Here is a 24,505-nt window from a genome sequence, read left to right as displayed (position 1 = left end):
CGCAGGCTGCGCATTTTTTTCAGCCGTAGACCGACGTACCACTTGAACCCGAGCGCGCGTGCACAGCTTGCGCGCTCGGCCCGCAATCGATTGACTTGCGAAGGCTGTCGCACTTTTAAGCGCATTTAAAATGCGCAGCAAATTCAGCGAGTTATCGCCTCCTAATCCGGTTTTTCACAGTGAATACGTATGCATACCTATTGCCTGACGTATAACTGTCACATTAACTCGGCTGCGGTTACACACTGTTCTAACCCCAATAAGGAGAATAATAATGAAGTGCAATGAGTTCGTTCGCGCAGCCAAGCGGTGCGCCCAATCCGGTGCAGTGGTGGCTTTGTGCCTGCTGCCCATATTCGCCCAAGCCGACGTTATCCTGCATGCGTTTAACTGGTCGTATTCCGATGTAAAAAACAAAGCCACGGAAATCGCCAATATTGGCTATAAAGCGGTGTTAGTGGCGCCGCCGCTAAAGTCCTCGGGCTGCGCCTGGTACCAGCGCTATCAGCCTCAGGACTGGCGGGTTATAGATCACTGCCTGGGCAATAAGCAAACCTTCAAGGCCATGATCGACGCCCTGAATGCCAAAGGTGTAGTGGTGTATGCGGATATCGTACTCAATCACATGGCCAACGAGCGCAACGGCGCCACGGATTTTCCGGGCGATGCCGCGTTAAGCGACTACGCCAGCCGGCGCAGCTATTGGAACAATCAAAAGCTTTTTGGCAATTTGGATAATGGCCTGCTGAGTCCCTGGGATTTCCACGAGGCCAAATGTATAAACGACTACAACAACGTGTGGCAGGTACAGAATTGGCGCCTGTGCGGGCCCTCGCCGGATCGCGGCTTACCGGATTTAAACCCCAGCAGCTATGTGATCGATCAACAGCGCAGCTATTTACAGGCGTTGAAAAATTTAGGTGTGAAGGGGTTTCGCGTGGACGCTGCGAAACACATGACCAACTGGCACATCAATCAGATTTTCACCAGCAGTATTAAAAACGGCATGCACGTGTTTGGCGAAGTGATTACCGGGGGCGGAGCCAATACCAGCGAGTACCAGAACTTTTTGGGACCTTACCTCAACGGCACCGATCACGATGCCTATGATTTTCCTTTGTTAAACGCCATGCGCGATGCGCTGAGCCCCAGCGGTTGGATGTCGTCGCTGGAGAATCCCGAGGCCAGCGGCAATGCCCTGCCTGGATACCGCGCGGTGACCATGCCCATTACGCACGACATACCTACCAACGGCGGCTTTCGCTACCTGATTATGAACCCCACCGACGAGCACCTGGCCTATGCCTATGTGCTGGGTCGCAGAGACGGCGCACCTATGGTGTTCAGTGACAAGACTGGCACCGATAACAACCGCTGGGTAGATGACTACAAGCAATCGGATATAAAGTCGATGGTGTTTTTCCACAACCGGGTGCGGGGACAGGGCCAGGAAACCGTCTGGGCAGACCAATGCGTGCTGGCCTTTCAGCGCGGCAAGGAAGGCGTCGTGGGTATCAATAAATGTGGCGAGGAGCGCTGGATAAAACTCAACACCCACGGCAAATTTTATTGGTATCGCACTTACCGCGACACCTTTAGCGGCGAAACCTTTTCCATCGACAGCGGTGTGAAATGGGTTCGCATTCCCGCTAGGGCCGCACGCATGTGGTACGCCAACTAATCCGGAGGTAAATATGCCGCTGGCCGGGCAGGTTGCGCCACAGCCAGCGGCACCGCGCGCTAGCTGTGAGTGAGGCACAAGCTCACTGCGTGGTCACTATGCAGGCGTGCCTGCTAAGCGGCACGGCGTAACTGTTGCCGGCGCAACCTAGCCACCATCAACAGCGCGTGGGCCCCGCGAGGGCTGTGCCAGGGTGCTTGTGACTTTGGCGCCCTGGCTATTTCCGGTACACTGGCGCTCCCTTGTCAATCCCTTGCGCCCATGACTGCTTTGCCCATTCACGCGGTGTTACCCGAGCTACTGGCCCCCCTGGCCGACACGGATTGTTGTGTTCTTGAAGCGCCTCCAGGCGCCGGCAAAACTACTTGCGTCCCATTGGCATTACTATCTGAGCCCTGGCTTGCGGGACAAAAAATTCTACTGCTCGAACCCCGCCGCCTGGCGGCGCGGGCCGCCTGCGCCCGCATGGCCGATCTGTTGGGGGAGTCGCCCGGCGAGCAGGTTGGCTATCGGGTTCGGCTGGCGTCGAAAATCAGCGCGCGCACTCGGATAGAGGTGGTCACAGAGGGCATCCTGACCCGTATGCTGCAAGAGGACCCGGCGCTGACGGATTACGGGCTGGTTATTTTCGATGAATTCCACGAGCGCAGCCTGGATGGCGACTTGGGTCTGGCACTGGCGTTGCAGGGGCGCGAACTCTATGGCGATCTGCGCGAGCGACCGCTGAAATTGCTGGTGATGTCCGCCACCCTGGATGGACAGGCCATTGCGCAGTTGATGCACAATGCCCCCATCGTACAAAGCCAGGGCCGCAGTCACCCGGTGACGGTGCATTACGGCGAGCCCTGGCGCGCCGACCAAGATTTGTTGGCGCGAGTGCAGCAGTGTTTGCAACAGGTGTTGGCGGAACAGGCGGGCAGCCTGCTGGTGTTTTTACCCGGCGCCGGCGAAATTCGGCGCTTGGCCGAGCGGCTCGCGGGTGCCTTACCGGCGGATGTGATACTGGCGCCTTTGTATGGCGACCTGAGCTTGGAGCAGCAGCGCGCCGCCATCGACGCGCCGCCTGCCGGGCGCCGCAAGGTGGTATTGGCCACCAACATTGCGGAAACCAGTTTGACCCTGGAAGGCATTGCGGCGGTGGTCGACGCCGGCCTCTGCCGGGTGCCGAAATTCGATCCCACCTCGGGCATGACGCGCTTGCACACCCAGCGAATTTCGCGAGCTTCCAGCGAACAGCGCGCCGGTCGTGCCGGGCGATTGGGGCCAGGCAGTTGCTACCGTCTGTGGAGTGAGAGCCAGCAGCAGGGGCTGTCTGCCTACAGTCCGGCGGAGATTGAGCAGGCCGACTTGGCGCCTTTGGCGCTGCAGCTCCTGCAGTGGGGTATTGATGACCCCGGCGAATTGGCGTGGCTAACTCCGCCGCCACCGGGGGCTTGGGCACAGGCGCTCACATTGTTGCAGTTGCTGAAAGCGGCCGAATGCAAAGGTGGCCAGTGGTTGTTGACGTCCCACGGGGAGGCCATGGCGCAGTTGCCTATGCATCCGCGCCTGGCGCACATGCTAGTGCATGCCTGTGCCTGGCAGCGAGTAGCTGCCGCCGCCCAAGTGGCGGCGCTGTTAAGCGAGCGCGATCCCCTACAGCAGGCGCCGAGCGCCGATGTGGGCCTGCGCTTAGTGTCTCAGCGGCGCGACCGACGTGCGCAGTTGGCGCAGCAGTTTGCGCGCGCCTGCCAGCGTCTGACCATCGATGCCAAGGCCATCAGTCTGAGTAGCGACGATGAAACGGGACTTTTTTTGGCGCTCGCCTATCCCGACAGAATTGCGCAGCAGCGCAGCGCTAACGGCCTGCACTACCGGCTAGCCAATGGCCGCACGGCAGTGCTGCGCGATACCGACAACTTGCGTAAACACTCGTGGTTAGCTGTAGCCAGTGTGGGCGGCCTGCAACAGGGGCAAGATACTATCTATTTAGCTGCGCCGCTGAACGCCGAATTGTTGAGTTCTGAGTTGGCGCAATACACGCGCGAGGAAACCTGCGTCGGCTGGGACGATGCGCGCAACCGATGGCTGGCCGAGCGCCGACACTATCTGGGGAGCCTGGTGTTGAAAAGTGTCGCGCTGCCAATGCCCCAGGGCGATGAAAAAAAGCAGGCGCTGCTGGGATTGGTGCGCAGTCGGGGTTTGTCGCTCCTAGACTGGGCCCCCGCCGAGGCGTTGCGCCAGCGCCTACAGCTTGTGCGGCAATACCAAAGCGGCTGGCCTGATGTGTCGGATGCCGCGCTGTTGGCGAGTTTGGATACTTGGCTTGGCCCCTATTTACACGACATTCACAGTCTGCAGGATTTTAAACAACTGCCCACGCGCACGCTGATCGAGAATCTGCTGAGCTGGGAGCAGCAGACTGCCTTGGCTCAGCTGTTGCCGACTCACTTGGCAGTGCCCTCCGGTCAATCCATAGCCCTAGACTACAGCGCCAACCCGCCGGTTTTGGCTGTGAAGCTGCAAGAAATGTTTGGCTGCACGGACACGCCTCGCTTGCTTAACGGCCAATTGCCGGTAATGATTCATTTACTGTCGCCGGCGCGCCGGCCGCTGCAAATCACGCAGGATTTGGCCGGCTTCTGGGGCGGTGCCTACCAGGATGTAAAAAAAGAAATGAAAGGTCGCTACCCCAGGCACCCCTGGCCCGACGACCCGCTAGCCGCGCTGCCCACTGCGAAAACCAAGCGGGCGCTGGCTCAAAAATCCCAATGATTAGTCGTTAACAGATCTGGCGAGCGGGTGTAGTGAGTCACATAAGTAAATGGCTGCACCGCAAAAATAAGAAGCACGACATAAAGAGAGCAGAGCGATGAAAAAGCTGACGTTTGGTCCAGGTCTACTGGTGGCCGCGGCATTTATCGGGCCTGGCACGCTGGCCACAGCCAGTCAAGCGGGCGCAAATTTTGGTTTTGCGCTGCTGTGGGCGCTGCTATTTTCGGTGTTGGCCACGGCCGTATTGCAGGAAATGGCCGCGCGTATGGGCTTAGTGACCCGCGCTGGCCTGGCGGAAGCTCTGCGGCATCACCTGCGGCCACGCTGGCTTGTTTGGCCCTCGCTGGTGCTGGTGTTGGGTGCGATTGGGGTGGGCAACGCGGCCTATGAAGCGGGTAATATCACCGGCGCAGCCCTGGGATTGTCGGCCATGTTGGGCGGCAGCCAATTGGTTTGGTCACTGTTCATTGGCGGTCTGGCTGCCGCGCTGCTGGTAGTGAATCGCTATCGCCTATTGGAGAGGGTACTGGTGTGTTTGGTGCTTCTCATGAGCGGGGTTTTTTTGGCCACGCTGGTAATGGTGCAGCCAGATTGGCAGGCGATGCTTAGCAGCGTATTGAAACCCAGGCTCCCCGAGGGCAGTCTGCTAATTACACTGGCACTGATCGGCACAACTGTGGTGCCGTACAACTTATTCTTGCACGCGGCGAGCGTGAACCAAAAGTGGTCGGCTGATATCCCCCTCGCGCAGTCGTTGAGGCAGGCGCGCTGGGACACTGGATTATCGATCTCCCTGGGTGGTCTGATTACCCTGGCTATATTGGCAACCGCAGCGTCGGCGTTTTATCAGACCGGGGTCGCCTTTTCACCGGACAATATGGCGCAACAATTAACGCCGCTACTGGGTGATAGCGCGCGCTACTGTTATGGCGCCGGCCTGTTTGCAGCAGGCCTAACCAGCGCCATTGCCGCGCCAATGGCGGCGGGTTACGCGGTTACCGGTGCCTTTGCGCTGCCGCCTGAAGGGCGTCGCCTATGGCAAGTGCGCATCAGCTTGGCGGTGGTGCTGGTGGGCACATTCTTTTCGGCAGTGGGTACCAAGCCGCTGGCGGCGATATTATTTGCGCAGGCATTTAACGGCTTTTTACTGCCTATTGTGGCGATTTTTTTGTTGTATCTGATGAACCGGCGCTCGCTCTTGGGCGCACAGGTCAACGGTGTATTGGCCAATCTATTAGGCCTGGCGGTAGTGCTCTGTGTATCGGGCCTTGGCCTGTGGAAGTTGGTGAGTCTCGCGGGCTGATCATCGCTGCTACACTGAACACCTTAGAGGGTTTTCTATGCAAGGCACGGGCAAAGCAGAGAGTCGCACCAACGGTGAACAGGCGCTACAACAGTTGGAACAACACCGCAGAGTGCAATTGTTTCAGCTGCTGAGCTTTGTGGGCGTGGTTATGTTGTTAGGCTTTGGCTCCATCAGCATGATGCACGGTTTGTTGTGGTTGTCGGTGCTGCTGGTGGGGGTGGCGATGGTCGGCGTGCTGAACATGGTGTGGTTACATGTGCAGCAAAACTATCAGGCCAGTGCTGTGGTGTTGGCCGGCTGTGTGATTTTTTTAGATGCCATTCTGGTGGCTACCGGCGGTGTGGGCAATACCGGATTACTGTGGGTCTATCCCACCACTGCCATTATTATTTTTATCACGGGCTTTCGCGCCGGATTATTTCTCTCCATCCTATTACTGCTGGTGTGCAGTGTCATCTTTTGGGTACCCATTAGCGGTTTGCTGGCCACCGAATACAACAGCGATACCACTGTGCGGTTCATGGCCACTCTGGTTTGTTTGATGATTGCCTGTTTGGGCAGTGAATTGGTTCATGTGACTTCTCGCGGGCGGGTGCAGGCGCTTCATGCCAAGGTCCAAACGGCGGCTGTTACCGATGCCCTGACCGGTTTGCCAAATCGGCGCTTTATCAGTGAGCACTGCATTAAACGGGGTCAATTTGATGCAGCGTTTGAAGGGGGCTGCCTGGTACTTGCAGACATAGACCACTTTAAGCGCGTGAATGATGTGTATGGGCACGACACAGGTGATCAGGTGCTACAGGCCGTGACGCAGTACCTGGCGCAATCAACGCGCAATGAAGATGTCATTGTGCGCTGGGGCGGTGAAGAGTTTTTACTGCTGATGCCGGAGCTAAGCTTATCCCAGGGTATGCACCGTGTTGAAGACTTGCGCGAAGGCATGGTGCATTGGCCCATAGATGATTTGCATGAGCCATTGACGCTCAGTTTTGGGGTGGTGGAGATTGCACCGGGACAGAGTGCAGATCTGCTATTGTCGCTGGCGGATAAACACTTGTACGCGGCTAAGGCAGCCGGTCGAAACTGCGTGGTTTGTTAATTAAAACGCTATGCGAAAAATGGCAAAGCGTGCCGTTATGCGGTTCGTGCCGCCTGTTAATTGCGTTGGGGCGGAAGCTTAAGGCCGTTGGTAAAGCCTACTGAGATTCGGCCGAGCGCTTTAGGTACTGACCAAAGCGCTTGGTTACCGCTGCCATTTCGTCGTGCAGCGCTTGGTGCAGCTGTGTGCTGACGTGATTGTCTTTACAAGATTGCTCCAGCTTTTTTGCGCATTCATACAGCGAGCGGGCACTGATATTGCCCGCAACACCTTTAATTTCGTGGGCAATCTTGCCTACGCGATCAATGTCGTTTGCACTCACATACTGATCTATCTTTTCACAGCGAGCGGGCATATCCCGCAGAAAAAGTTCAACCAGTGTTCGCAGCCGGTCTTCGCGTTGACGAACGCGCTTTAATGCATCTTCAAAATCCCAGACGATAGATTCGTGGGCGACTGCGTTTTGAGGCTTGGCACCAACCTCGGCATCAGCGGGCGTGCTGGTTTCCCCATTAATCCATTGGCCAAGCACTTTTTCAACCAAGTCAAAATCGAGTGGTTTGGTCAGGTAATCATTCATGCCAGCCAACAAGCATTTTTCTTTGTCACCGCTCATGGCATTTGCGGTCATTGCAATTATGGGCAGGTTGCGATTACTTTTTCCGGCTTTCCCGGCCCGAATGAGCTTTGTGGCTGTGTAGCCATCCATCTCCGGCATTTGGCAGTCCATGAGTATCAGTTGATAGGCATCTTGTTTTGGCGTGTCGATCAGTTGATCGAGAGCCTCTGCACCGTTGCCGGCAATACCCACGTGGTAGCCCATGTCACTGAGTAATGATCGCGCCAATTCTTGATTGATATGATTATCTTCCACCAGCAATAAGCGGCCTATGGTTTGTGTTTTTTTAATGGGTACTGGATGTTGCGTACGCTCCCTGCCGCCATGCAGTTGCGCCAATAAGTGTAGATTGGCAGGTGTGATAGGGCTGGGCAGATGCATACAATTGATCCAGTGACCCTTCTTCATCAGGTTTGTTCGCTCTGAGTGAGTGCACAAGACCAATCGTTGGCAACTTTGTAACTGATCATGATCTGCTACAAAGGCTTGAAGTTCAGCCAGCATTTCGGCGCAGGTAAGTATCCATTTGGGTTTGCTCTGCACTAACTGCGAGTAATCGTCAATCCATTGAGCGTTGGCCTGGCATTTTGCAAGGTATTTAAGCGTCAATTCGCGTCTAAAGGTGTTGCGATCCATAACAACGATGGCCGTAGGCGTGAGTTTCGGCCAGGGCGCACTGGTTTGGGGTGTTGATGCGAGGGCTACAGGCAGCGTGGCGGTAAAGGTGCTGCCTTCGCCTGGTTGGCTGGCGACCGTAAGCTCCCCGTCCAGCAGCTCGCAAAGCTGTTTGGTGATCGCCAATCCCAGGCCGGTGCCGCCATATTTTCGAGTAGTGGATGCGTCTGCTTGGGTGAAGGCGTCAAATAGGTGCGGTAGCGAGGTGGGTTCAATACCAATACCAGTATCTTCTACGCTGAGTCTGAGCCACACGGTTTTTTGTTCATCCTGCCAGCTGCTGAGGCTCAGGTGAACTCGCCCTTGTTCGGTAAACTTTATGGCATTGCCAGTCAGATTGTTTAAAATTTGCAGTAATCGGCTTGGATCGCTGTTTAGGTTTGTCAGCGCGACTTGGGTGGCGTCCAGATAGAGCTCCACGCCCTTCTCCTGTGCGCGCAGGGCATGGGTTTCGGAAAATTCTGATATTAATTTCAGAAGGTCAAAATCAATTTTTTCTATGCTTAGTTGGCCGGCTTCGATCTTAGAGAAATCTAAAATCTCATTGATAATATTGAGTAGGGATTCAGCACTGTGTAGCGCTAAATTGGTGTAGTGAGTCTGTTGGTCATTTTGCTCGGTACGCGACAGTAGGCCCAGCATGCCGACTACGCCATTGAGCGGTGTGCGGATTTCGTGACTCATGCTGGCTAAAAACTCCGATTTAATGCGCGCCGCTTCCAATGCCGCCTTGCGCGCCCGGTCTAAATCGATATTGTTATTTTCCAGTCGAGTTGCGTATACCGTCAGTTCCTCTTTGACGCGTTTCTCCGTTGTAATGTCCGCGATTATTACGATGTACCCTTGGTGCCCATGTTCCTCCTCGGTGGTGCGAATCCACTCCAATTCAATCCATAGCTGCTTGTGGGTGTCGTTGGTTACACTCAATTGCAGGTGAAAGTTGCGTTCCTGGGCAATGGCTTCTTCCAGTGCTTGCGCTTGGCTGGGCTCCCGGCAGCGCAGCAGTGATGTAAAAGGGCGACCCCATACATGTTGAGTTGTTTGCACCAGTAGGTTGTGCAGGGCGGGGTTGCTCCAGACGATACAGCGGTCATTGTTTAAAATGGCGACGCCGTTATTGGTGGTGCTAGCCACCAGCGACAGGCGCTGAATGTCGCGGGTACGCGCTTCAACGCGCTGCTCCAAAGTGTCTTTGGCTTCGCGCAGCTCGTTCAGGGTGGTGTCCAGGCGCTGCGACATTTGTGCAAATGCATCTAACAGCGACTGGTATTCACGGACAGGGCTGGCGTGATAGTCATTGAGCGTTTGTTGCGCGTGGGTCGAGCCAATGGCCTGACTGAGCTTTTGCAAATCTGACAAAGGCTTGGCAACGGTGCGACTGATTAAGTGCGCAATGGCGATGGCCAAAATCAATAGAATATTCAGCAGGATAAAGTCATTGCGTTTTTCTAGTTGCAGCTTATTTACCAAGGGGGCGGCAGGCTGTCCGACGGTGATGGTCCACTGGTCGAGCTGGTGTTGGTAGAGGTAGATACCGTTGTTCCAGCGCTGGAGTGCCGAACTTGGGCGCGTGTCGATCCACAGAGAAAACTGTTCCGTGACCTGGTTGCGCAACTCAAATTGATTCAATGGTGGCATAGGGCCGTGCGTTATTTCGGTGCCGTTGCGATTGTCCAGCGCGATGAAACTGCCTTTGCGCAGGGGCAGTTGCCGCAAATACGCCCTGACGGCGGAATCGCTACTCGGGGGCGCCAGCCGTGGCAACAAGTGATTTGCGTGCGCCTGCAGTGTCTGCGCCACGTCTGCTTCGAGCACCTCGGCCAGGCGTGTACTGCCGAGAATAATTGGCGTAGCGCCGGCAATCAGGGTAATGGCTAGAATCAGGTTAAACATCAGATTTTTGATGCTTAACGGCAGAAAATCTCGACCCGCGAGGCTCTTGGGCCAGGAAACTCGCAGCAGCAGAATGATCAGGTTTGCACACAATATATTGGAGACGGCATTCATGGTTTGTTTAATGCCGATAAACAGCGCCTGACTCAGGTCAATACCTAAAAATACAGTGTAGAAAAATACCACCAGCGGGATGCCCACGCAGAGCCAATAGGCAATATCGGCATATACCACATTGATCGAAGGGCGCAGGTGATAAAACACACTGACGCACAGTACCTCGGCGGTGAATATGACAATGGCATAGGGGTGGTTCCACAGTAACCAAGTGTAGCTTGAGCCCACCAGGGCCACTAGCACCGCCGCGCGGGGACCCACCAGGGCTAGGGCCAAAAAGCTGGCAATGGAGCCAAAGATAAAATCCACACCGAACAGCAGTGGCAGAGAAGTGTAATTCCCGCCCCAGCATAGAGCGGCAAAAAACAGCGTTAAGCCCCAAGGCTTGACCCAGGCGTGGCGTGATGGGGTGCGGGAAACGGGCATAGCGAGTGAACGCGCCTCAAAAGCAGTGTGGACACTGACAGTTTAGCCAAGCACTCTGATTCTGCTGCTTTTTCAGCAGTTTTCTTTATATTCTAAATAATTATTACAATTGCGTTTCTCTGTGGCTCCACGGGGATTATGGGGCGGACAAAAGTACCTTGAGTACTTGCGCCAGCGCAGGGTCATCGAGCTTACCGTGGTGGAACACTAAGTCTGTGCGGCCGTCGCGATTCAAGTCCGCTGCGCGTACCTGGCTGCCGTCCTCGGGAAGGGCAGTCTTCAGCCGGACAGGGCGCTGGCCAAAGCGCGAGGGATTGGCCTGCCCGGGGTAGATATGTAGGGCTTTACTGCCTTTGGACAGCACCAGGTCTTGCTGCCCGTCGCCGTCAATATCGGCGAGCAGGCTGACGGCACTGCCAGAGCGGCCCGAGCTCAGGCTGAACTTTAGTTGCACTTCTTCTTTGGTGTGGGGCTTGCCGCTAAATTGATCCGCCTCATCCAGCGCAAACACGTACACCTGTTGATCCACACTGCCCGATAGCAGCGCGCCGATTATTTGTGTCAGGCCAATGTTAAATCCCGACAGCATCACCTCGGCGCGCTGATCGTTTTCTAGGTCCACGATTTGAAAGTCGGTCAGGGTGCCCTCGGCGCGAATGGTGGTGTCGGGCTTGGTGGGGAATTGCGTGTCGCTGCCCGCGTTTGGGGCGACGCCGTAGTAAATTTCGTAGTCATTCACTCGCTCGAGTACCCCCTGGCTTTTGGTGTGGCGCACGACTAAATCGGGGTGTCCATCTGCGTTGATGTCGTGAATGCGTTCCAATTTGCGGTACACCAGATTACTTTGGTCTAGCCCCTCGCCGGTGCTATCGCGCCGATACCACCAGTCCGTGCCGTTGATGTCGAGTGCCAGGGCTATGGTTTTCGGCGGTGCAAATGGCGCGTGGGTGTTCTGGGTGACGCGATGGAAAACGGCCAGTTCACCGTCGCGCGGCCAGATCAAGTCGCGCTGCTGATCCAGATTGACATCGGCCAGGTAAACAGTGGCCGGCGTATAGCGCGCGCCTCGGTTGTCCATAATGACATTGGGCGCAATGGCCACTCGCTGCGTCTGCTGGTGCGCAGTGCCCGGATGCAATATGACCTGCATGTCGTTGAATCCGGCAATAAGCGCTGCCACTGCACCGGTGTCATCTAGTGCTTGGAGAAAGTGATCGCGATAAATAAAGGCCGGTTGAGTTTCCTGGATTAGCGTGCGCACTTGTGCCACGGGTGTCACCGACAAGCTGCTATCCGCCGAAATGTGCAGCGCCGCCAGTTCTGAGGCCGCTAAGAAGAAAAGTCGTTGCTGCTGGTCGTCGCGCGCTGCGGTGATATCGTAACTGAAGTAGTGTTGCGGCAGCGGCAAATCGTGCAACAGCGTGAATTGCGCCTGTTCCCACTGGTAAACGAGCAATCGTCGCTGCGCGTTGTGCTCGCCAAAAATCACAATTTCCTGACCGCCGCCCGGAATAATATCGGCCGTAATGGGCGGCTGAATCAGAGGGTAAGGCGACGTAATGACGGATTCGGTAAAGGCCATTGCCTGCGCCTGTGCGGCGTATAGGCAATACAAGCTGAGCAAAAACGGCAACACGCGCATAGTCATTCCCTTGTGATTACTGACTCGTTTAACCCGGCGCCCATTGTGCATAGTGGGGTCGGGATCGGCAATGTGGCTGAGTCGCGATCGGGCCGAAGCGATCCAATGCGTGGGTGGTTTGCGGCAGCGGCAAATAGACGGGCATAAAAAAGCCGGGCTAACCCGGCTTCTTTAATGCAACAGCTCTGTGAGCTGCGCCAAGCTGTGCGTATCGGCCTTACAGGGCAACGATGTTCTCAGCTTGTGGGCCTTTCTGGCCTTGTGTCACGGTAAACTCAACCTGCTGACCTTCGGTCAGGGTGCGGAAACCGGTGCTTGAAATGGCGCTGAAATGAGCGAAAACGTCTGGGCCGTTTTGCTGCTCAATGAAACCAAAACCTTTAGATTCGTTGAACCACTTAACGGTGCCTTTAACTTTGTTTGACATGGAATTGTCCTGATCAAAAATAAAAAATGTGCCTTGCGGCGTTTTTAGCGGGAAATGAGCTAGTGCTAAAACTTCAGGACGTGGATTACAAAGAAACGACGAAAAGAGGTTTGAAACTTGAGACTATTTCGAGCTGACCGCGAGTCTACAGGTATTTAATCCTGTGTCAATCACTTGTTGCGCAAACCCCAAAAGAGAGGGTTGTTGTGGTGCGAATATACCCTTTTGCGCAATTATTCACCAGAAAGACCCTGAAAATCGGTCCCTTTACCCGTAAATTGGGGTGGTAGCCTGGTGCGAGCTGAGTCTGCGCAGGGCCTATTGTTCAGACAGAACAGTCTGAAATCGGTATTATGGGGCGGGCTTTAACCGGCGCCGCTCGGCGGCTGGCGCAGGTGACAAGGACTCAATCATTAAGGAGCGATAGATGTCTGTAGAACTGTTTTCAATACTGTTTAACTTTTGGACTGGCCTGGCCATTTTGGTGGTGGTGGTACTCAAGTCCTCGATCAAGTTTGTGCCCCAGAACCATGCCTATGTGGTAGAGCGATTTGGGCGCTATCAGAAAACCATGGTGGCCGGCCTGAACATACTGGTGCCCTTTATCGACAAGGTGTCGTACAACCAGTCCCTCAAAGAACACGCCTACGACGTGCCCAGCCAGGCGGCGATTACCAAAGACAATATTTCACTGGTGGTCGATGGCGTCTTGTATCTGAAAGTGCTTGATCCCTATAAGGCCTCTTACGGCGTAGATAACTATGTTTACGCGGTGACACAACTGGCGCAGACCACTATGCGTTCCGAGATCGGTAAAATTGACTTGGATAAGACCTTTGAGGAGCGCGAAAGCCTGAACATCAATATCGTTAACGCCATAAACCACGCCTCAGAGCCCTGGGGTGTACAGGTGTTGCGCTACGAAATTAAAGACATTGAACCTCCGCGCACGATTCTGGATGCGATGGAGCGCCAGATGAAAGCAGAGCGCGAAAAGCGCGCCACTATTTTGGAATCGGAAGGTCATCGCCAGTCGGCCATCAACGTGGCCGAGGGCGATAAACAGGCGCAGGTTCTGGCGGCAGAAGCGGACAAGGCCGAGCAGATTTTGCGCGCCGAAGGTGAGGCGCAAGCCATCATTGCCGTCGCCGACGCCAAGGCCAAAGCTCTGGACACCGTCGGACGTGTGGCCGCCACTGCCGAAGGGCAAAAGGCCATTCAGCTGGATTTGGCCGACAAGGCAATCGAAGCCAAGCGTGTCATAGCCAAAGATTCCACCGTGGTTCTGTTACCCGACGGCAGCACCAATGCCGCCAATGTGGTGGCAGAGGCCATGACCATCATCGGCACACTGAATACGCAAAAAGGTGGCGCTTAAGCCGCTGGCCCTGTAACCGACATAGGTATTTTGCATGATTGAATATATCAACCTTCACCAGGCGGAATTCTGGCTGGTTGCCGGTTTTGTTTTACTGGTGCTGGAGGTGCTGTTAGGTTTTGCCGCCGGCGTATTTTTATTCGCCGGGCTGGGTGCGCTGTTGACAGGTGCACTCATGGCCGCTGGCGTGCTGCCGGAAACCTGGATAGCCGGAATCGCAAGCTTGGGCGTTTGTGCGGGTCTTACCACGGCTGTCCTGTGGCAGCCCTTTAAAAAATTGCAGGGTGAAAAACCCGCGGGCAAAGACAATAGCAGTGATTTGGTGGGCTATGAATTTGTTACTGAAACGGACCTGGCGCCCGGGCAGCCAGGCGCTTTGCAATTTTCCGGTATTCAATGGCGAGTGGAGCTGGCGGCCGGCGTTGAACCTGTCAGCCGAGGCAGTCGCGTGAAGGTGGTGTCAGTCGAGGTTGGCGTATTTCAGGTTTGCCCTGTGTAAGCGCGCTGGACACTTTCTCATTTCCGATTAGGCGAGTCTATGATTCGCCTTTTTTATGCCCGCCCTAGGGGTTTCTTCGCGGTAGGGTATTAGTGAGTTGGTATTGAAACCTGTTAAGTGGGACTGGGGTGCACGAAAAGTTGGGGGCGAATTTCTGCTTTCTCGGCGGCTAATCTTGCTGAACATTGCAAGTACCGATGGCGTGATCTGATGGTGGGCGCGCACTATTTTTATAACACCTAGGTTTGCCGTTTTTAATGCACTGCAATAAAAATGCGCGCGGCATAATAAATACTCTTCACGACCATGTCAAAGCGTTGTGATGTGCAGTGAGTGTAGTTTTTAAAACCTTGGCAGCTATCTAACCGGTATTGATTTATGGGGCGATAAATAATTATTCGCGGCAGAAAAATGTTTTTTGTGTTGCGTAGCTGGCTGCCATCCGCAGGACACTGGCTCGGGAGTCAAAAGGTTGATGTGCCAGCATCTGGTACAGAAGTTCTTGGTTTGCAGTGGGGCGACCTGCGGCCTTCGCATAGTGGCTGCGTTGTTGCAGGCGTCAATTGAGCGGCATTCTGCGCCAAATTAGGCGGTCATGAAGTATTAAAAAAACACCTGCTTGACTTGTGGTTGTGTTTGGCTGCCCAGCTCGAACTGTGTGGGTGAATTGACAGCGTTTGGTCATTTGCATAAGTTTTTTCGCTGGGTTCACTCTGGAGCCCTGTGAGTTTAACGAGTAAAAATAAGGAATAGTTATGAAAGCTCAAAAAGATTCAAAGGTATTTGCCTTTAAATTAGCGACTAAGGCTCAGTCAGAAAAGCCAAACAAGCAGTGGGTTGCTCGCGATGGCGTTGCCACGGCCGGTTGTTCTGGTCCATGGGCCCGTGCCAATGACTACCGTTGGGGTCGCGATGCAGGTATGTACTGCTAATAGCGGCTTGGTAAAAGCCTCGCGTTGACGTGAGGCTTTTATTTGCGAAAATATTTTTCACGAATAAGAAGAATAGATGCAGATCATACTTGTGGTTACCAATAGCGGTGACCTGCACGCGGACATAGTAATCAATATTCTGAAAAGTCGTGGGCGAAAGGTTTTTAGAATAAATTTAGACGAGTTTCCCCGTGACTATGGTCTGACGCTCAGCTATGACGGATGTTCAAACGTTGGGGAAATTGTACACCTTTCGACAGGCGATCGAGTATCGGTTGGGGATATCGGTTCGGTGTGGATGCGAAAGCCCGCGCCGTTTGCCTACCGAGATGAAGATTTACCTACCCAGGAAAAAGCTTTCGCGCGAATGGAAACTGATCACACGTTATTCAGTATGCTTTATGCGTTAGATTGCTATTGGTTTAGTCATCCCTTGGCAATGCGCTCGGCCATGTGGAAGGGCGAGCAGCTAGTGCGCGCCGTGAAATTTGGATTTTCGATTCCTAATTCAATTATATCGAATGATCCCGATAGTGTGTTAGAACTGGCGGCCGCGTCGCCCGGGGGACTGGTCTATAAGGCAATGTCATCCCCGCAATTGGGAGCAGAAAATGTTGAGGATGACGCGGTTGTGGTATCGGGCCTGGAAACGACTTTGGTTACCCAGGAGATGCTGGCCGATACCGACTCGATAGAGCTCATACCCTGCCATTTTCAGGAATACATTGATAAAAACTACGAGCTGCGTGTGACTGTGGTTGGCAATCAGGTGTTTGCCGCAAAGTTACACAGCCAGGACGATGACAGAACCCGGATAGATTCCAGGAATATGGCGGCAGATATCCACTATGAAAAATTTTGTCTCGATCATGAGCTTGCCGAAAAGTGTGTGAACTTCGTGAAAAGCTATGGTCTGGAATATGGTGCTATGGATCTATTGGTGGATAAAAGTGGGCAAGTGATATTTCTGGAGAATAATCCTAACGGGCAGTTTCTATACGTGCAGCAATTGGTGCCCGAACTCGATATTTGTGGCGCCGTAGCTGCAAGTCTCGAGGCGGGATTGGACGTAAAAATCACTAGTAAATCGGGTTTGTCAAGATGTTGTTAAAGGGCTTGTCCGCGCTCATTTCCGAACTGGAATCCGAGCGAGAGGGGCGTGTGATCGTCTTGTGCTCGTCGCACCTGGATATGCATGTCCTACCTGAACTGTATGAGATGTTGCAGGAGCTAGGTCCACTAGACGCACTTCACGTCGTGATTCAATGCCGAGGTGGCGAGGTGAATGCAGCAAGGCGCGTCGCCTTGTTATTGAGAGACTTTGCTGCACACGTTGAATTCATTGTGCCCTTTTGGTGTGCTTCCGCCGCTACATTGCTGGTGCTTTCAGGTAATCGGATTGCGTATCTGCCAACTGCGATTTTTACGCCCATAGATCCTCATTTACAGGGCGAGGGGGCCGAGGGAGAAGCAACCTCGATATCTGCTCTTGATATCAAAGACTTTCATAAAATGGCAAGTGAGTGGTTTTCCGAGGCAGGCGGAGTCAGTGCTGCACAAACACTGTCTAAGTTATGCGATTCGCTGTTTCCGCCAACATTAACGGGCTTTTACCGCTCTACTAAAGAAGTGGAATCCATTGCTCAAGAGCTATTGTCGCTAAGCCATCACGATAGGGATCGACACAGGAGCATTGTCGCGCAGCTGTTGTACGGACATGCCTCGCACGACTATGCCTTAACGGGGGGCGATTTGGCTTGCCTAGGGTTACCTGCGTCGCCATTGGAACATACTGGGCAGCTAGTCTGGGAAATATCGCGAATTCTCCAGGGCTTCGTAGGCGGCCACCTGCGCGCCACGCCGGATGACAGCTGGCGGGATGCATTGGTTGCTACTACCGGGAGTATTCGCGTGCGTCATCGGAGCGATCGGGCACTGTCGGGGTATTGGGACTGCCACCGCGAAGGTGCAGCGTGATGGATACCGTGATCTTTCAGGTAAATCAGTGGTGCCTGGCTGCTGTATTGTTGACTGCAGGCGTATCAAAGGCCCGATATTTCGAACAATTTTATCGCAGTGTCAGCGAGCTGTTATCGCTGTCTGTGAAGCGGGCGACACAGTTCGCCGGCGTGATTGTGTTTGGCGAGCTGCTGCTCGCGGCGTGTTTGCTGTTTGAATGGGGCGCAGGGCACTATGTGGGATGGACCGTCACGACGCTGCTGTTTGGCTTTACGGCATTGTTACTTTTCAGGTTGCTGCGGGGCCAGGTTGTGCGCTGTAGCTGCTTTGGTAGCAGTGACCGACCCGTTTCGGCAATTGATATCGCCAGAAATACGTTGCTGATTGCCAGTGCTATTACGGTGTCGGTATCAGGTTGGCAGGTAGTTTCATGGGATAACCAAGAGGCTTGGCTGGCATTAGCAGTCTCTTGCTGGTTGACAGTGATATTGGTGTACCTACACGAGATCGTCAGCTTGCTTTTAGGCAGATTTAATCATGTCTAAGCGAATAAGGGGAATCCAATGAATGAGCAAACTGTTCAGGTAGTACTAATAGTTTTGGCAATAGGATTGGTTCTGAATTTGTTGCTAACGGTTCGCTTGTATCAGTTTTTTCAGTATCGAAAAACTGAGAAATCTCTCATTCCAGAAGTTGGTGCGCCCATTGAAAACATTGTTGGGCAAGACTTAACGGGAGCTAGTCGTAGCTTGCTTGTAACTGGCGTGCCTAGCGTGCTTCTATTTTTATCGAGCCAGTGTCCAAAATGTCGCGCAAAGTTGCCAGAGATTAGTGCGCTCCTGGCACCTGCCAAGCGCCAAGGTGTGGTCGTCAGCCTGGTGTCACTGGAATCAGATCGGATATTGAAGAATTTTTTTGGAGCTTCGGGTCTGTCTCATGTAGCGCTGAAAGTGAGCCGGAAGCAGTACGTTCAACTGAATCCAATGCGCTATAGCCCGCTTTATTTGTTCGTGAATCACTTAGGATTGCTTGAAGCAGGCGGAGAGTTGGGCGATGAAAATTGGCAGGCCTTTATTGCCCAGGTGACGGAGGATCTTGAGTTGTCGAATACTGCTCAGATAGTGGCGCCATGAGAGTCACAATGGCGCAGAGTTTACAGCGATTGCGCATGTTGAAGCCCGTTCGTAAACGGCTAGCCGTAGGCCTGTTGGCTATGTTGGTTACTGTGGCCATTCAGCTGGCTTATCCTAAGGCAGTTGCTCACTTTATCGACCATGTGGATCGGCAGCAAAACTACTCTTGGTATGCTATGTTCGCGGCGGCAATGTTGCTCTTGGTGGTGGTGCAGTCGATAGCCACGGCAATGCGTTATTATCTGTTTGAATCTGCAGGACATATTCTGGTGGCCAGTATACGCGAACGCCTGTTCTCCCGTTTGATTGACCAGCCCATTGCATTTTTCGATCAAAATAATATTGGCGAACTCACCAACCGGCTGTACGCCGATGTGGAGGTATTGCAAGATGCGCTGACAATGGGTTTGGCCATATCGTTGCGATCGGCCTTTGTGTGTGTGGGCGGTCTGGTATTACTTACACTGTTGTCGCCAGTGCTAAGCGTCATTCTGATCGTATTTTTACCTGTCAGTATGTTTTTAGGGCGCTGGGTTGGCAATCGAATTAAAGTGCTATCGGGCTTGATACAAGACCGGCTTGCGGCAGTGGGCACGGTGGCACAGGAGCAATTAGGCAATATTAGACTTGTGCATTCGTTTAGCCAGCAGCGGCATGGTAAGTGCAAATATAACGAAAAAATTAATGACAGTTTAACAACGACGCTGAACTGCACGCGGTATTTTGCGTTATTTCAGGGCGGGTCGTCGTTGCTCGTGTATTTGGCTCTGCTGTCTACCCTAGGGCTGGGCGCGGTGCTGATTTCTCAAAATAAGCTAACAGTGGGTGAGCTGACCAGCTTCGTTATCTATTCAGCCATGGTGGCGACCGCGGCAGTTGCGCTGACAGATTTTTGGAGCGAGTGGATGCGCAGTATTGGCGCCACCGAAAGGATTGTAACGATAATGCAAACGCCCCTGGCGCCAGTGACTGGCATTGCGCATGCCGTCGAAGGCCATATAGAGTTCAGAGACGTGTCTTTTTCCTATCCAGCGCGTACCGAGACACCTGCACTCGTAAGCTTTACCGCGTCAATTGCGCCGGGCGAAAAGATAGCATTGGTTGGTCCCTCGGGTGCGGGTAAGTCGACGGTGGTAAATTTGCTTATGGGTTTTTATCGGCCAGATTGTGGTGTGCTTTTATTTGACGGCGTCAACTCGAGCACTTGCAATTGGGCAGTATTGCGCCAGTATATTGCGGTGGTGGAGCAAGAACCCGCACTGTTCGACGGGACTATTTACGACAATATTGCGTATTCAAATCCGTCTGCTACCCAGGAAGAAGTTCTTGACTCAGTTGCCCAAGCAAATGCATTGGAATTCATCAACGGATTTCCCGCGGGCTTTGATACGCGAGTGGGTAGTCGCGGGGTTCAGCTTTCGGGGGGGCAGCGGCAACGCATTGCCATTGCGCGAGCGATTTTGCGCAAGCCAAAAATATTGATACTCGATGAAGCCACCAGCGCATTAGACGCTATAAGCGAACGCGAAGTGCAGTCGGCGCTGGATCACCTAATGGTGGGGCGAACCACCATTATGATTGCCCACCGCTTTGCTACCCTGGCCAAGGCTGATCGGGTGTTGGTACTTGAAGCGGGGCGGCTTGTCCAGGTGGGCTCACCGAGCGCACTCAGAGGTGATGGCGATGGCCTCTATGCCAGAATGCGGGGTTATCAGGGCGAACTAGTCAGCGAACTTGCTTGACGATGGCGTTTGCCAGCTCTTCTACATGCAGATGGCTTTGCCTGCCTCCCGTCACCGCTAGCGCGTGTCATTGAACGGCATCGTTGCTGCGCCTAGCGCAGCGCTCGTGCGCGATTGACTTTCTATTTAATTAAAGGGGCTCTGTGGCTCGAGGCCGCTCGGGGTATAATTGCGGTTTGCTGGTTTTAACATCGCCTGATCTCGCGGGCAATGATCAAAAAACCTAGGTATTAACACAGGGCATCACAGATGGTTCAGGTAAACAACCCACTGCATGGCGTAACATTGGCGGCTATGCTGGAGCGCTTAGAAGCCCATTATGGCTGGCAGGGATTGGCCGCACGTATTGATATCAATTGCTTTAAGGACAATCCGTCCCATAAGTCCAGTTTGAAATTTCTTCGCCGAACAGATTGGGCGCGGGCAAAGGTTGAAGCTTTGTACCTGGCTACCTTCACAGCGGCTAATCCCTGGCAGACACCCGCGAAATAGCCATCACAGCAAGTAGCGTGGTCAGCGCGATGGGACTACAGCAATGCGATCAATTTGGTGTATCCACTGCGGCTGATGGCATATTGCTTGGTGCTATTGTCTTCGGTTTTAAGCACTGCAAAGCGCGTTTCTTTTGCTTCGGTTTCAATACCCTGTAGATAATCCAGGTTGATGAGCGTGGAGCGGTGTATACGGCAGAATTGTTGTGTGTCCAATTGGGCCTCAAGCTTGCTAAGTCGCTCTTGTTTAATGTGGCTGGCCGTGGCCGTGTGGATAACCACATAGTCATCAGCCGCCTCAATAGCGCTAATGTCTTTAGTGGCGATTACGTGTACATCACCTTTATCGCGCACCAGAATCCGTTGTAGCGGGCCCTTGGGTTGCATCATCTGTTGTGCCGCCTGTTGCTGCTGCACTTGATAACTGGCCGAGTTTTCCTGCTGCAATCGTTCGGTAATGCGAGCGATGCTTTGGCTGAGACGCACCTTGCTGATGGGTTTCAGCAAATAGTCCAAGGCATTTTTTTCAAAGGCTTGAATGGCGTAGTCGTCGTGCGCTGTGGCAAATATCGTCAGTGGGGCGGCATCACCCAGGAGCTCTAGCACCTCAAAACCGTCCAGTTTTGGCATGTGAATATCCAAAAACATTATATCGGGCTTGAGGTCGTTGACGGCCTTGACGGCGGCTTTACCGTTTTCGCACTCGGCCACCACGGCGATCGTTGGATGTGCCTTTAATAGTGTCGTCAGCGCTTGTCGAGCGTGATTTTCGTCGTCGACAACAATGGCCGTAATGTTGGTTTGGTTCATGTTTCAACGCCTAATTTTAAGGGGGTTGGGGCGGCCAGAACAGGTAGGTTAAGCGTAACCGTAAATGCGTTGTCCGTGCGCTTAAGGGCAAGTGACGCAGTGTCACCGTAGTAGCCGGTTAAGCGCTTTTTAAGCGAAGCCAAGCCCAATTGGGTGCTTTGAGCTTTGGCACCGGTCGGGTCGAAGCTGTTCTCTACCTGAATGCGCATGCCCTCGCCTTGCTTGGCAATGTCCAGCTTGATATACCCGGGGGCCAGCTGCGACTGAATGCCGTGCTTAACACTGTTTTCCACAAGCGGAAATAATAGTAATGGCATGGCGGGTTGATATAAACAAGCGGGATCTATGTCCAGTTCGGTGTTTAGGTTGTCGCCAAAGCGTTCGCGCTCAATGGCTAAATAGTTTTCAATGTGCGTCACTTCTTCGTGAATTGTCACAGTGTCTTTTTTTGCATAATTGACGCTGTAGCGCAAAAATTCCGACATTTGTACGCAAATATCGTGAATTTTTTCGGGCGCAGAAACTGAAAGGTTGGCCAACATCGTCAGGCTGTTGTACATGAAATGTGGGTGCACGGTGGCCTTTACAGCTTGTAATTCGATGTCGCTGATCAGCAATTTTTGGGCAAGGGCCTGAGCGTTGGTGGTTTCATCGCCCTTGGCAATCAAGTAGGTATAGTGCACCAGCACCCAGGCGCAGTAGAGCACCAGCCCCAAGAGCCCGTTGATCCATAACGTGTCGTGATGAAGCTGAACGGCGGCTATGGCCCCCATATTTTCCAGCAGCTGACCCCAGGCTCGGGCCAGCAGCAGCCAAAGGCCAATGGTCAGCAGTGCGGCGCAGGCGTGAGCTGTAAATAACCAATTTAGCGCATATTGCTGTGCAGGTAAGCGAAGGCAAAGGTAGTAATTTGCCGAGCAGAAAAACAGCAGCAATAGATAAAGGGGAATGGCATATACGGCAATAAGTACACCGCGTAGTGGCAGAGCCATCTCGGCGGTTAGCTCCCAAAGCAGCAGTGCGATTAGGCAACACAAGACCACCCAAATAAAAATCAGGGTGAGCAGGCTGCGATTGGAATTGAAAAGGGGGTGCACGCCGACCCCCTAGTTGGTAATTTCCAGCCCGCCCAGTAGGGCCACGCCGGTAATGACAAGGTTTTTCTGCGGCACGCCGAGCTTTTCTGCCAGGCAGGTGGTTTTATTGGTGACGCCGCCAAGTAGCGGCAGTACTTTGACGGTGACGTTGAAGTGCGCAGGTACTTTCAACTCCGCGCCGCCCATAAAGGCCAACACATCCACCTCGATAGTGTTTTTTTGTGTGTCGGCATCGCGAATGTCTACATCCGCACCACCCAGTATCGCCACGATGCTCCCGCCACTCAATTTTTTTGAGCGAGTTGAAAAATTACCACCTCCGAGAATAGTGAATACATCGATGGTGGTATCGTCCGAGGGTGGCACCTCGTTGCCGGCGTCGTCGAAGTCGCCATCGGCCAGGGCTTCGCCATCAATAATGGTGCCCTCTTTCTCTGTGGTTCGTTCTGTGCGGCCGAAGCCGCAGCTGGTGTGCTTGTTGTCGCGATTGGGGCGCAGCAAATTAATACCCACCACCAGTAGAATCAGAGGAATTATTAGGGCGCCAATACTAAAGTTCAGAATGTGCATACGCGACAGCTGGAAGAGCACGCCAAAGCCTATCAACATGTGGGGCAAATAGGCTCGCAGATGGCTCTCTTGCGGGGCGTGCTTGCGGTTGTAAAGCATGATGGCGCCCGCAATGATCATGATTACCGGCCAATTTCGCAGGGCAATTCCCAAAAACGGGATGCCGATATTGTTTAAAAACAACAAGACGGCAAAGGCGACCAACCCCAATCCAAACAGGGTGCGTGGTGATAGGTTTCCGTTGTGTTTACTCATGATCGTATCCCGCTTAAAAAATCGTACGTGTGAGAGCCTGCCTTATTCCACTGGCTTGGTATTGCCCGCAGCCGGCGCGTCGCCATCCTGCGAAGCCTGGCGAGGGGGTTCGCTATTGCCCTCTGCGCTGTCGCTAGCGGTTGGCGTTTGAACCACCTCGGCGTCTATGGCGTCATCGCTATCGCCGCCCCTTGCGCTTGTTTGCGTGCCGCTGTTAAAGGGGAAAGGCTTGTGGTTACTGTTAAAGCTGACAAAGGCCAGGGCCTCGCCAATGTACTGGCTAATGTTTGCACACATTTCGCGTACATTTTGATTATCTTTGCCGAAAATGAGCGTAAATATAAATTGAACACTGCAAAGTATCCACATTAATGCACCGGCAATGTGCAATATTAAGCCATAGATGAGCATATAAATCAGGCGTATCCAAGTATCCTGATGGGTAAGGTTCTGCCATATTTGGTCTTGCGAAGGTTGCGACATGGTATTGCTCCTGGGTTTTTAATAGACAGGCTTATAGTAGGGTGCGAAATAGTCTGGCGGTGTCGCCTTTCGGTCAACGGTGGTGCGCCATCGGTAAGTGGCCGTGGGTTTAGGGTGGGGCGGGGCCCCAGTGAACGATGAGTGGAATGGGAGCTGCCCCATGAGATATGAAATGAAGAGCTTAGAAATTGAAGACGTTGTGGTCGGGGACGGGAAAGCCGTTGTCAAGGGCGCATTGATTACCGTGCACTATCGTGGCTGGTTGGCCGACGGCAAGGCGTTTGATGCATCTTACGACCGCGGCCAGCCTTTTCAGTGTGTGATCGGTTCGCGCCGCGTGATTCAAGGTTGGGACAAGGGCTTAATGGGGATGCGAGTGGGCGGGACGCGCAAGCTATCGGTGCCCGCCCATCTCGCCTATGGCGAGCGGGCAGTGGGCGAACGTATACCGGCGAATGCAGACTTAAAATTTGAGATCACTCTGCTAGAGGTGCTGACCCGCGACGATTAGCAAATC

General features: G+C 53.6%; 21 protein-coding genes. 14 read left to right on the top strand and 7 right to left on the bottom strand.

Annotation, left to right across the window (positions count from 1 at the left end; genetic code table 11):
- The first annotated feature begins 274 nt into the window (after positions 1-274).
- The 4 genes from ACW8F6_RS01330 to ACW8F6_RS01315 all read left to right on the top strand — a co-directional run bounded on the left by ACW8F6_RS01330 (position 275) and on the right by ACW8F6_RS01315 (position 6,840).
- Positions 275-1,681, top strand: a complete 1,407-nt coding sequence (locus ACW8F6_RS01330) for an alpha-amylase family protein (RefSeq protein WP_491574030.1) — start codon at positions 275-277, stop codon at positions 1,679-1,681.
- Positions 1,682-1,942: 261 nt separating this feature from the next.
- Positions 1,943-4,435, top strand: a complete 2,493-nt coding sequence (gene hrpB / locus ACW8F6_RS01325) for an ATP-dependent helicase HrpB (protein WP_491574029.1) — start codon at positions 1,943-1,945, stop codon at positions 4,433-4,435.
- 97 nt (positions 4,436-4,532) lie between these two features.
- Complete coding sequence (locus ACW8F6_RS01320; protein WP_491574028.1) at positions 4,533-5,738, top strand: Nramp family divalent metal transporter; 1,206 nt, start codon at positions 4,533-4,535, stop codon at positions 5,736-5,738.
- 37 nt (positions 5,739-5,775) lie between these two features.
- Complete coding sequence (locus ACW8F6_RS01315) at positions 5,776-6,840, top strand: GGDEF domain-containing protein (protein ID WP_491574027.1); 1,065 nt, start codon at positions 5,776-5,778, stop codon at positions 6,838-6,840.
- Positions 6,841-6,937: 97 nt separating this feature from the next.
- On the opposite strand, the gene ACW8F6_RS01310 is transcribed toward ACW8F6_RS01315, so the two are convergent.
- The 3 genes from ACW8F6_RS01310 to ACW8F6_RS01300 form a co-directional block, all read right to left on the bottom strand.
- Positions 6,938-10,570, bottom strand: coding sequence for an ATP-binding protein (locus tag ACW8F6_RS01310; protein ID WP_491574026.1), 3,633 nt, complete (start codon positions 10,568-10,570; stop codon positions 6,938-6,940).
- 136 nt (positions 10,571-10,706) lie between these two features.
- Positions 10,707-12,212 (bottom strand): FG-GAP repeat domain-containing protein, encoded by a 1,506-nt coding sequence (locus tag ACW8F6_RS01305; protein ID WP_491574025.1) that lies wholly within the window; start codon positions 12,210-12,212, stop codon positions 10,707-10,709.
- A 217-nt stretch (positions 12,213-12,429) separates the two neighbouring features.
- Complete coding sequence (locus ACW8F6_RS01300; RefSeq protein WP_491574024.1) at positions 12,430-12,639, bottom strand: cold-shock protein; 210 nt, start codon at positions 12,637-12,639, stop codon at positions 12,430-12,432.
- 427 nt (positions 12,640-13,066) lie between these two features.
- On the opposite strand from ACW8F6_RS01300, the gene ACW8F6_RS01295 reads away from it, so the two are divergent.
- From ACW8F6_RS01295 to ACW8F6_RS01255, 9 genes are all read left to right on the top strand, one after another.
- Positions 13,067-14,017: an SPFH domain-containing protein gene (locus tag ACW8F6_RS01295; RefSeq protein ID WP_491574023.1), complete on the top strand. Its 951-nt coding sequence runs from the start codon at positions 13,067-13,069 to the stop codon at positions 14,015-14,017.
- A gap of 34 nt (positions 14,018-14,051) precedes the next feature.
- Positions 14,052-14,516: an NfeD family protein gene (locus tag ACW8F6_RS01290; protein WP_491574022.1), complete on the top strand. Its 465-nt coding sequence runs from the start codon at positions 14,052-14,054 to the stop codon at positions 14,514-14,516.
- Between the two features lie 755 nt (positions 14,517-15,271).
- Positions 15,272-15,448 carry a hypothetical protein gene (locus ACW8F6_RS01285; protein WP_491574021.1) on the top strand — a complete coding sequence of 59 codons (177 nt, stop codon included), beginning with the start codon at positions 15,272-15,274 and terminating at the stop codon, positions 15,446-15,448.
- A gap of 76 nt (positions 15,449-15,524) precedes the next feature.
- A complete protein-coding gene (locus ACW8F6_RS01280) occupies positions 15,525-16,559 on the top strand; it encodes an MvdC/MvdD family ATP grasp protein (protein WP_491574020.1) in 1,035 nt (344 codons plus the stop codon).
- Positions 16,550-17,425: an SDH family Clp fold serine proteinase gene (locus tag ACW8F6_RS01275; protein WP_491574019.1), complete on the top strand. Its 876-nt coding sequence runs from the start codon at positions 16,550-16,552 to the stop codon at positions 17,423-17,425. Before ACW8F6_RS01280 ends, ACW8F6_RS01275 begins: the two co-directional genes overlap by 10 nt.
- Entirely contained in the window at positions 17,425-17,952 is a 528-nt protein-coding gene (locus ACW8F6_RS01270) for a MauE/DoxX family redox-associated membrane protein (protein WP_491574018.1), read from the top strand. Before ACW8F6_RS01275 ends, ACW8F6_RS01270 begins: the two co-directional genes overlap by 1 nt.
- An 18-nt stretch (positions 17,953-17,970) precedes the next feature.
- Positions 17,971-18,540: a TlpA family protein disulfide reductase gene (locus tag ACW8F6_RS01265; RefSeq protein WP_491574017.1), complete on the top strand. Its 570-nt coding sequence runs from the start codon at positions 17,971-17,973 to the stop codon at positions 18,538-18,540.
- Positions 18,541-18,548: 8 nt separating this feature from the next.
- Entirely contained in the window at positions 18,549-20,282 is a 1,734-nt protein-coding gene (locus tag ACW8F6_RS01260; RefSeq protein WP_491574016.1) for an ABC transporter ATP-binding protein, read from the top strand.
- A gap of 249 nt (positions 20,283-20,531) precedes the next feature.
- Positions 20,532-20,774 (top strand): VF530 family protein, encoded by a 243-nt coding sequence (locus ACW8F6_RS01255; RefSeq protein WP_491574015.1) that lies wholly within the window; start codon positions 20,532-20,534, stop codon positions 20,772-20,774.
- Positions 20,775-20,809: 35 nt separating this feature from the next.
- Here ACW8F6_RS01255 and ACW8F6_RS01250 read toward each other — a convergent pair whose 3' ends face one another.
- Genes ACW8F6_RS01250 through ACW8F6_RS01235 form a run of 4 tightly spaced genes read right to left on the bottom strand, consistent with a single transcriptional unit; the run spans position 20,810 to position 23,988 of the window.
- Positions 20,810-21,583 (bottom strand): LytR/AlgR family response regulator transcription factor, encoded by a 774-nt coding sequence (locus tag ACW8F6_RS01250; RefSeq protein WP_491574014.1) that lies wholly within the window; start codon positions 21,581-21,583, stop codon positions 20,810-20,812.
- Positions 21,580-22,680, bottom strand: coding sequence for a sensor histidine kinase (locus tag ACW8F6_RS01245; protein WP_491574013.1), 1,101 nt, complete (start codon positions 22,678-22,680; stop codon positions 21,580-21,582). Before ACW8F6_RS01245 ends, ACW8F6_RS01250 begins: the two co-directional genes overlap by 4 nt.
- A gap of 9 nt (positions 22,681-22,689) precedes the next feature.
- Positions 22,690-23,505 (bottom strand): LiaF transmembrane domain-containing protein, encoded by an 816-nt coding sequence (locus tag ACW8F6_RS01240; protein ID WP_491574012.1) that lies wholly within the window; start codon positions 23,503-23,505, stop codon positions 22,690-22,692.
- A gap of 42 nt (positions 23,506-23,547) precedes the next feature.
- The gene (locus ACW8F6_RS01235) at positions 23,548-23,988 is read right to left on the bottom strand and encodes a DUF4389 domain-containing protein (RefSeq protein ID WP_491574011.1); all 441 of its coding nucleotides are present in this window, start codon (positions 23,986-23,988) and stop codon (positions 23,548-23,550) included.
- 160 nt (positions 23,989-24,148) lie between these two features.
- Between ACW8F6_RS01235 and ACW8F6_RS01230 the strand changes: the two genes are divergently transcribed.
- A complete protein-coding gene (locus ACW8F6_RS01230) occupies positions 24,149-24,499 on the top strand; it encodes an FKBP-type peptidyl-prolyl cis-trans isomerase (RefSeq protein WP_491574010.1) in 351 nt (116 codons plus the stop codon).
- Positions 24,500-24,505: the final 6 nt, after the last annotated feature.

The organism is Simiduia sp. (assembly GCF_058345725.1).
This window is presented reverse-complemented; position numbering and strand designations above follow the sequence as displayed.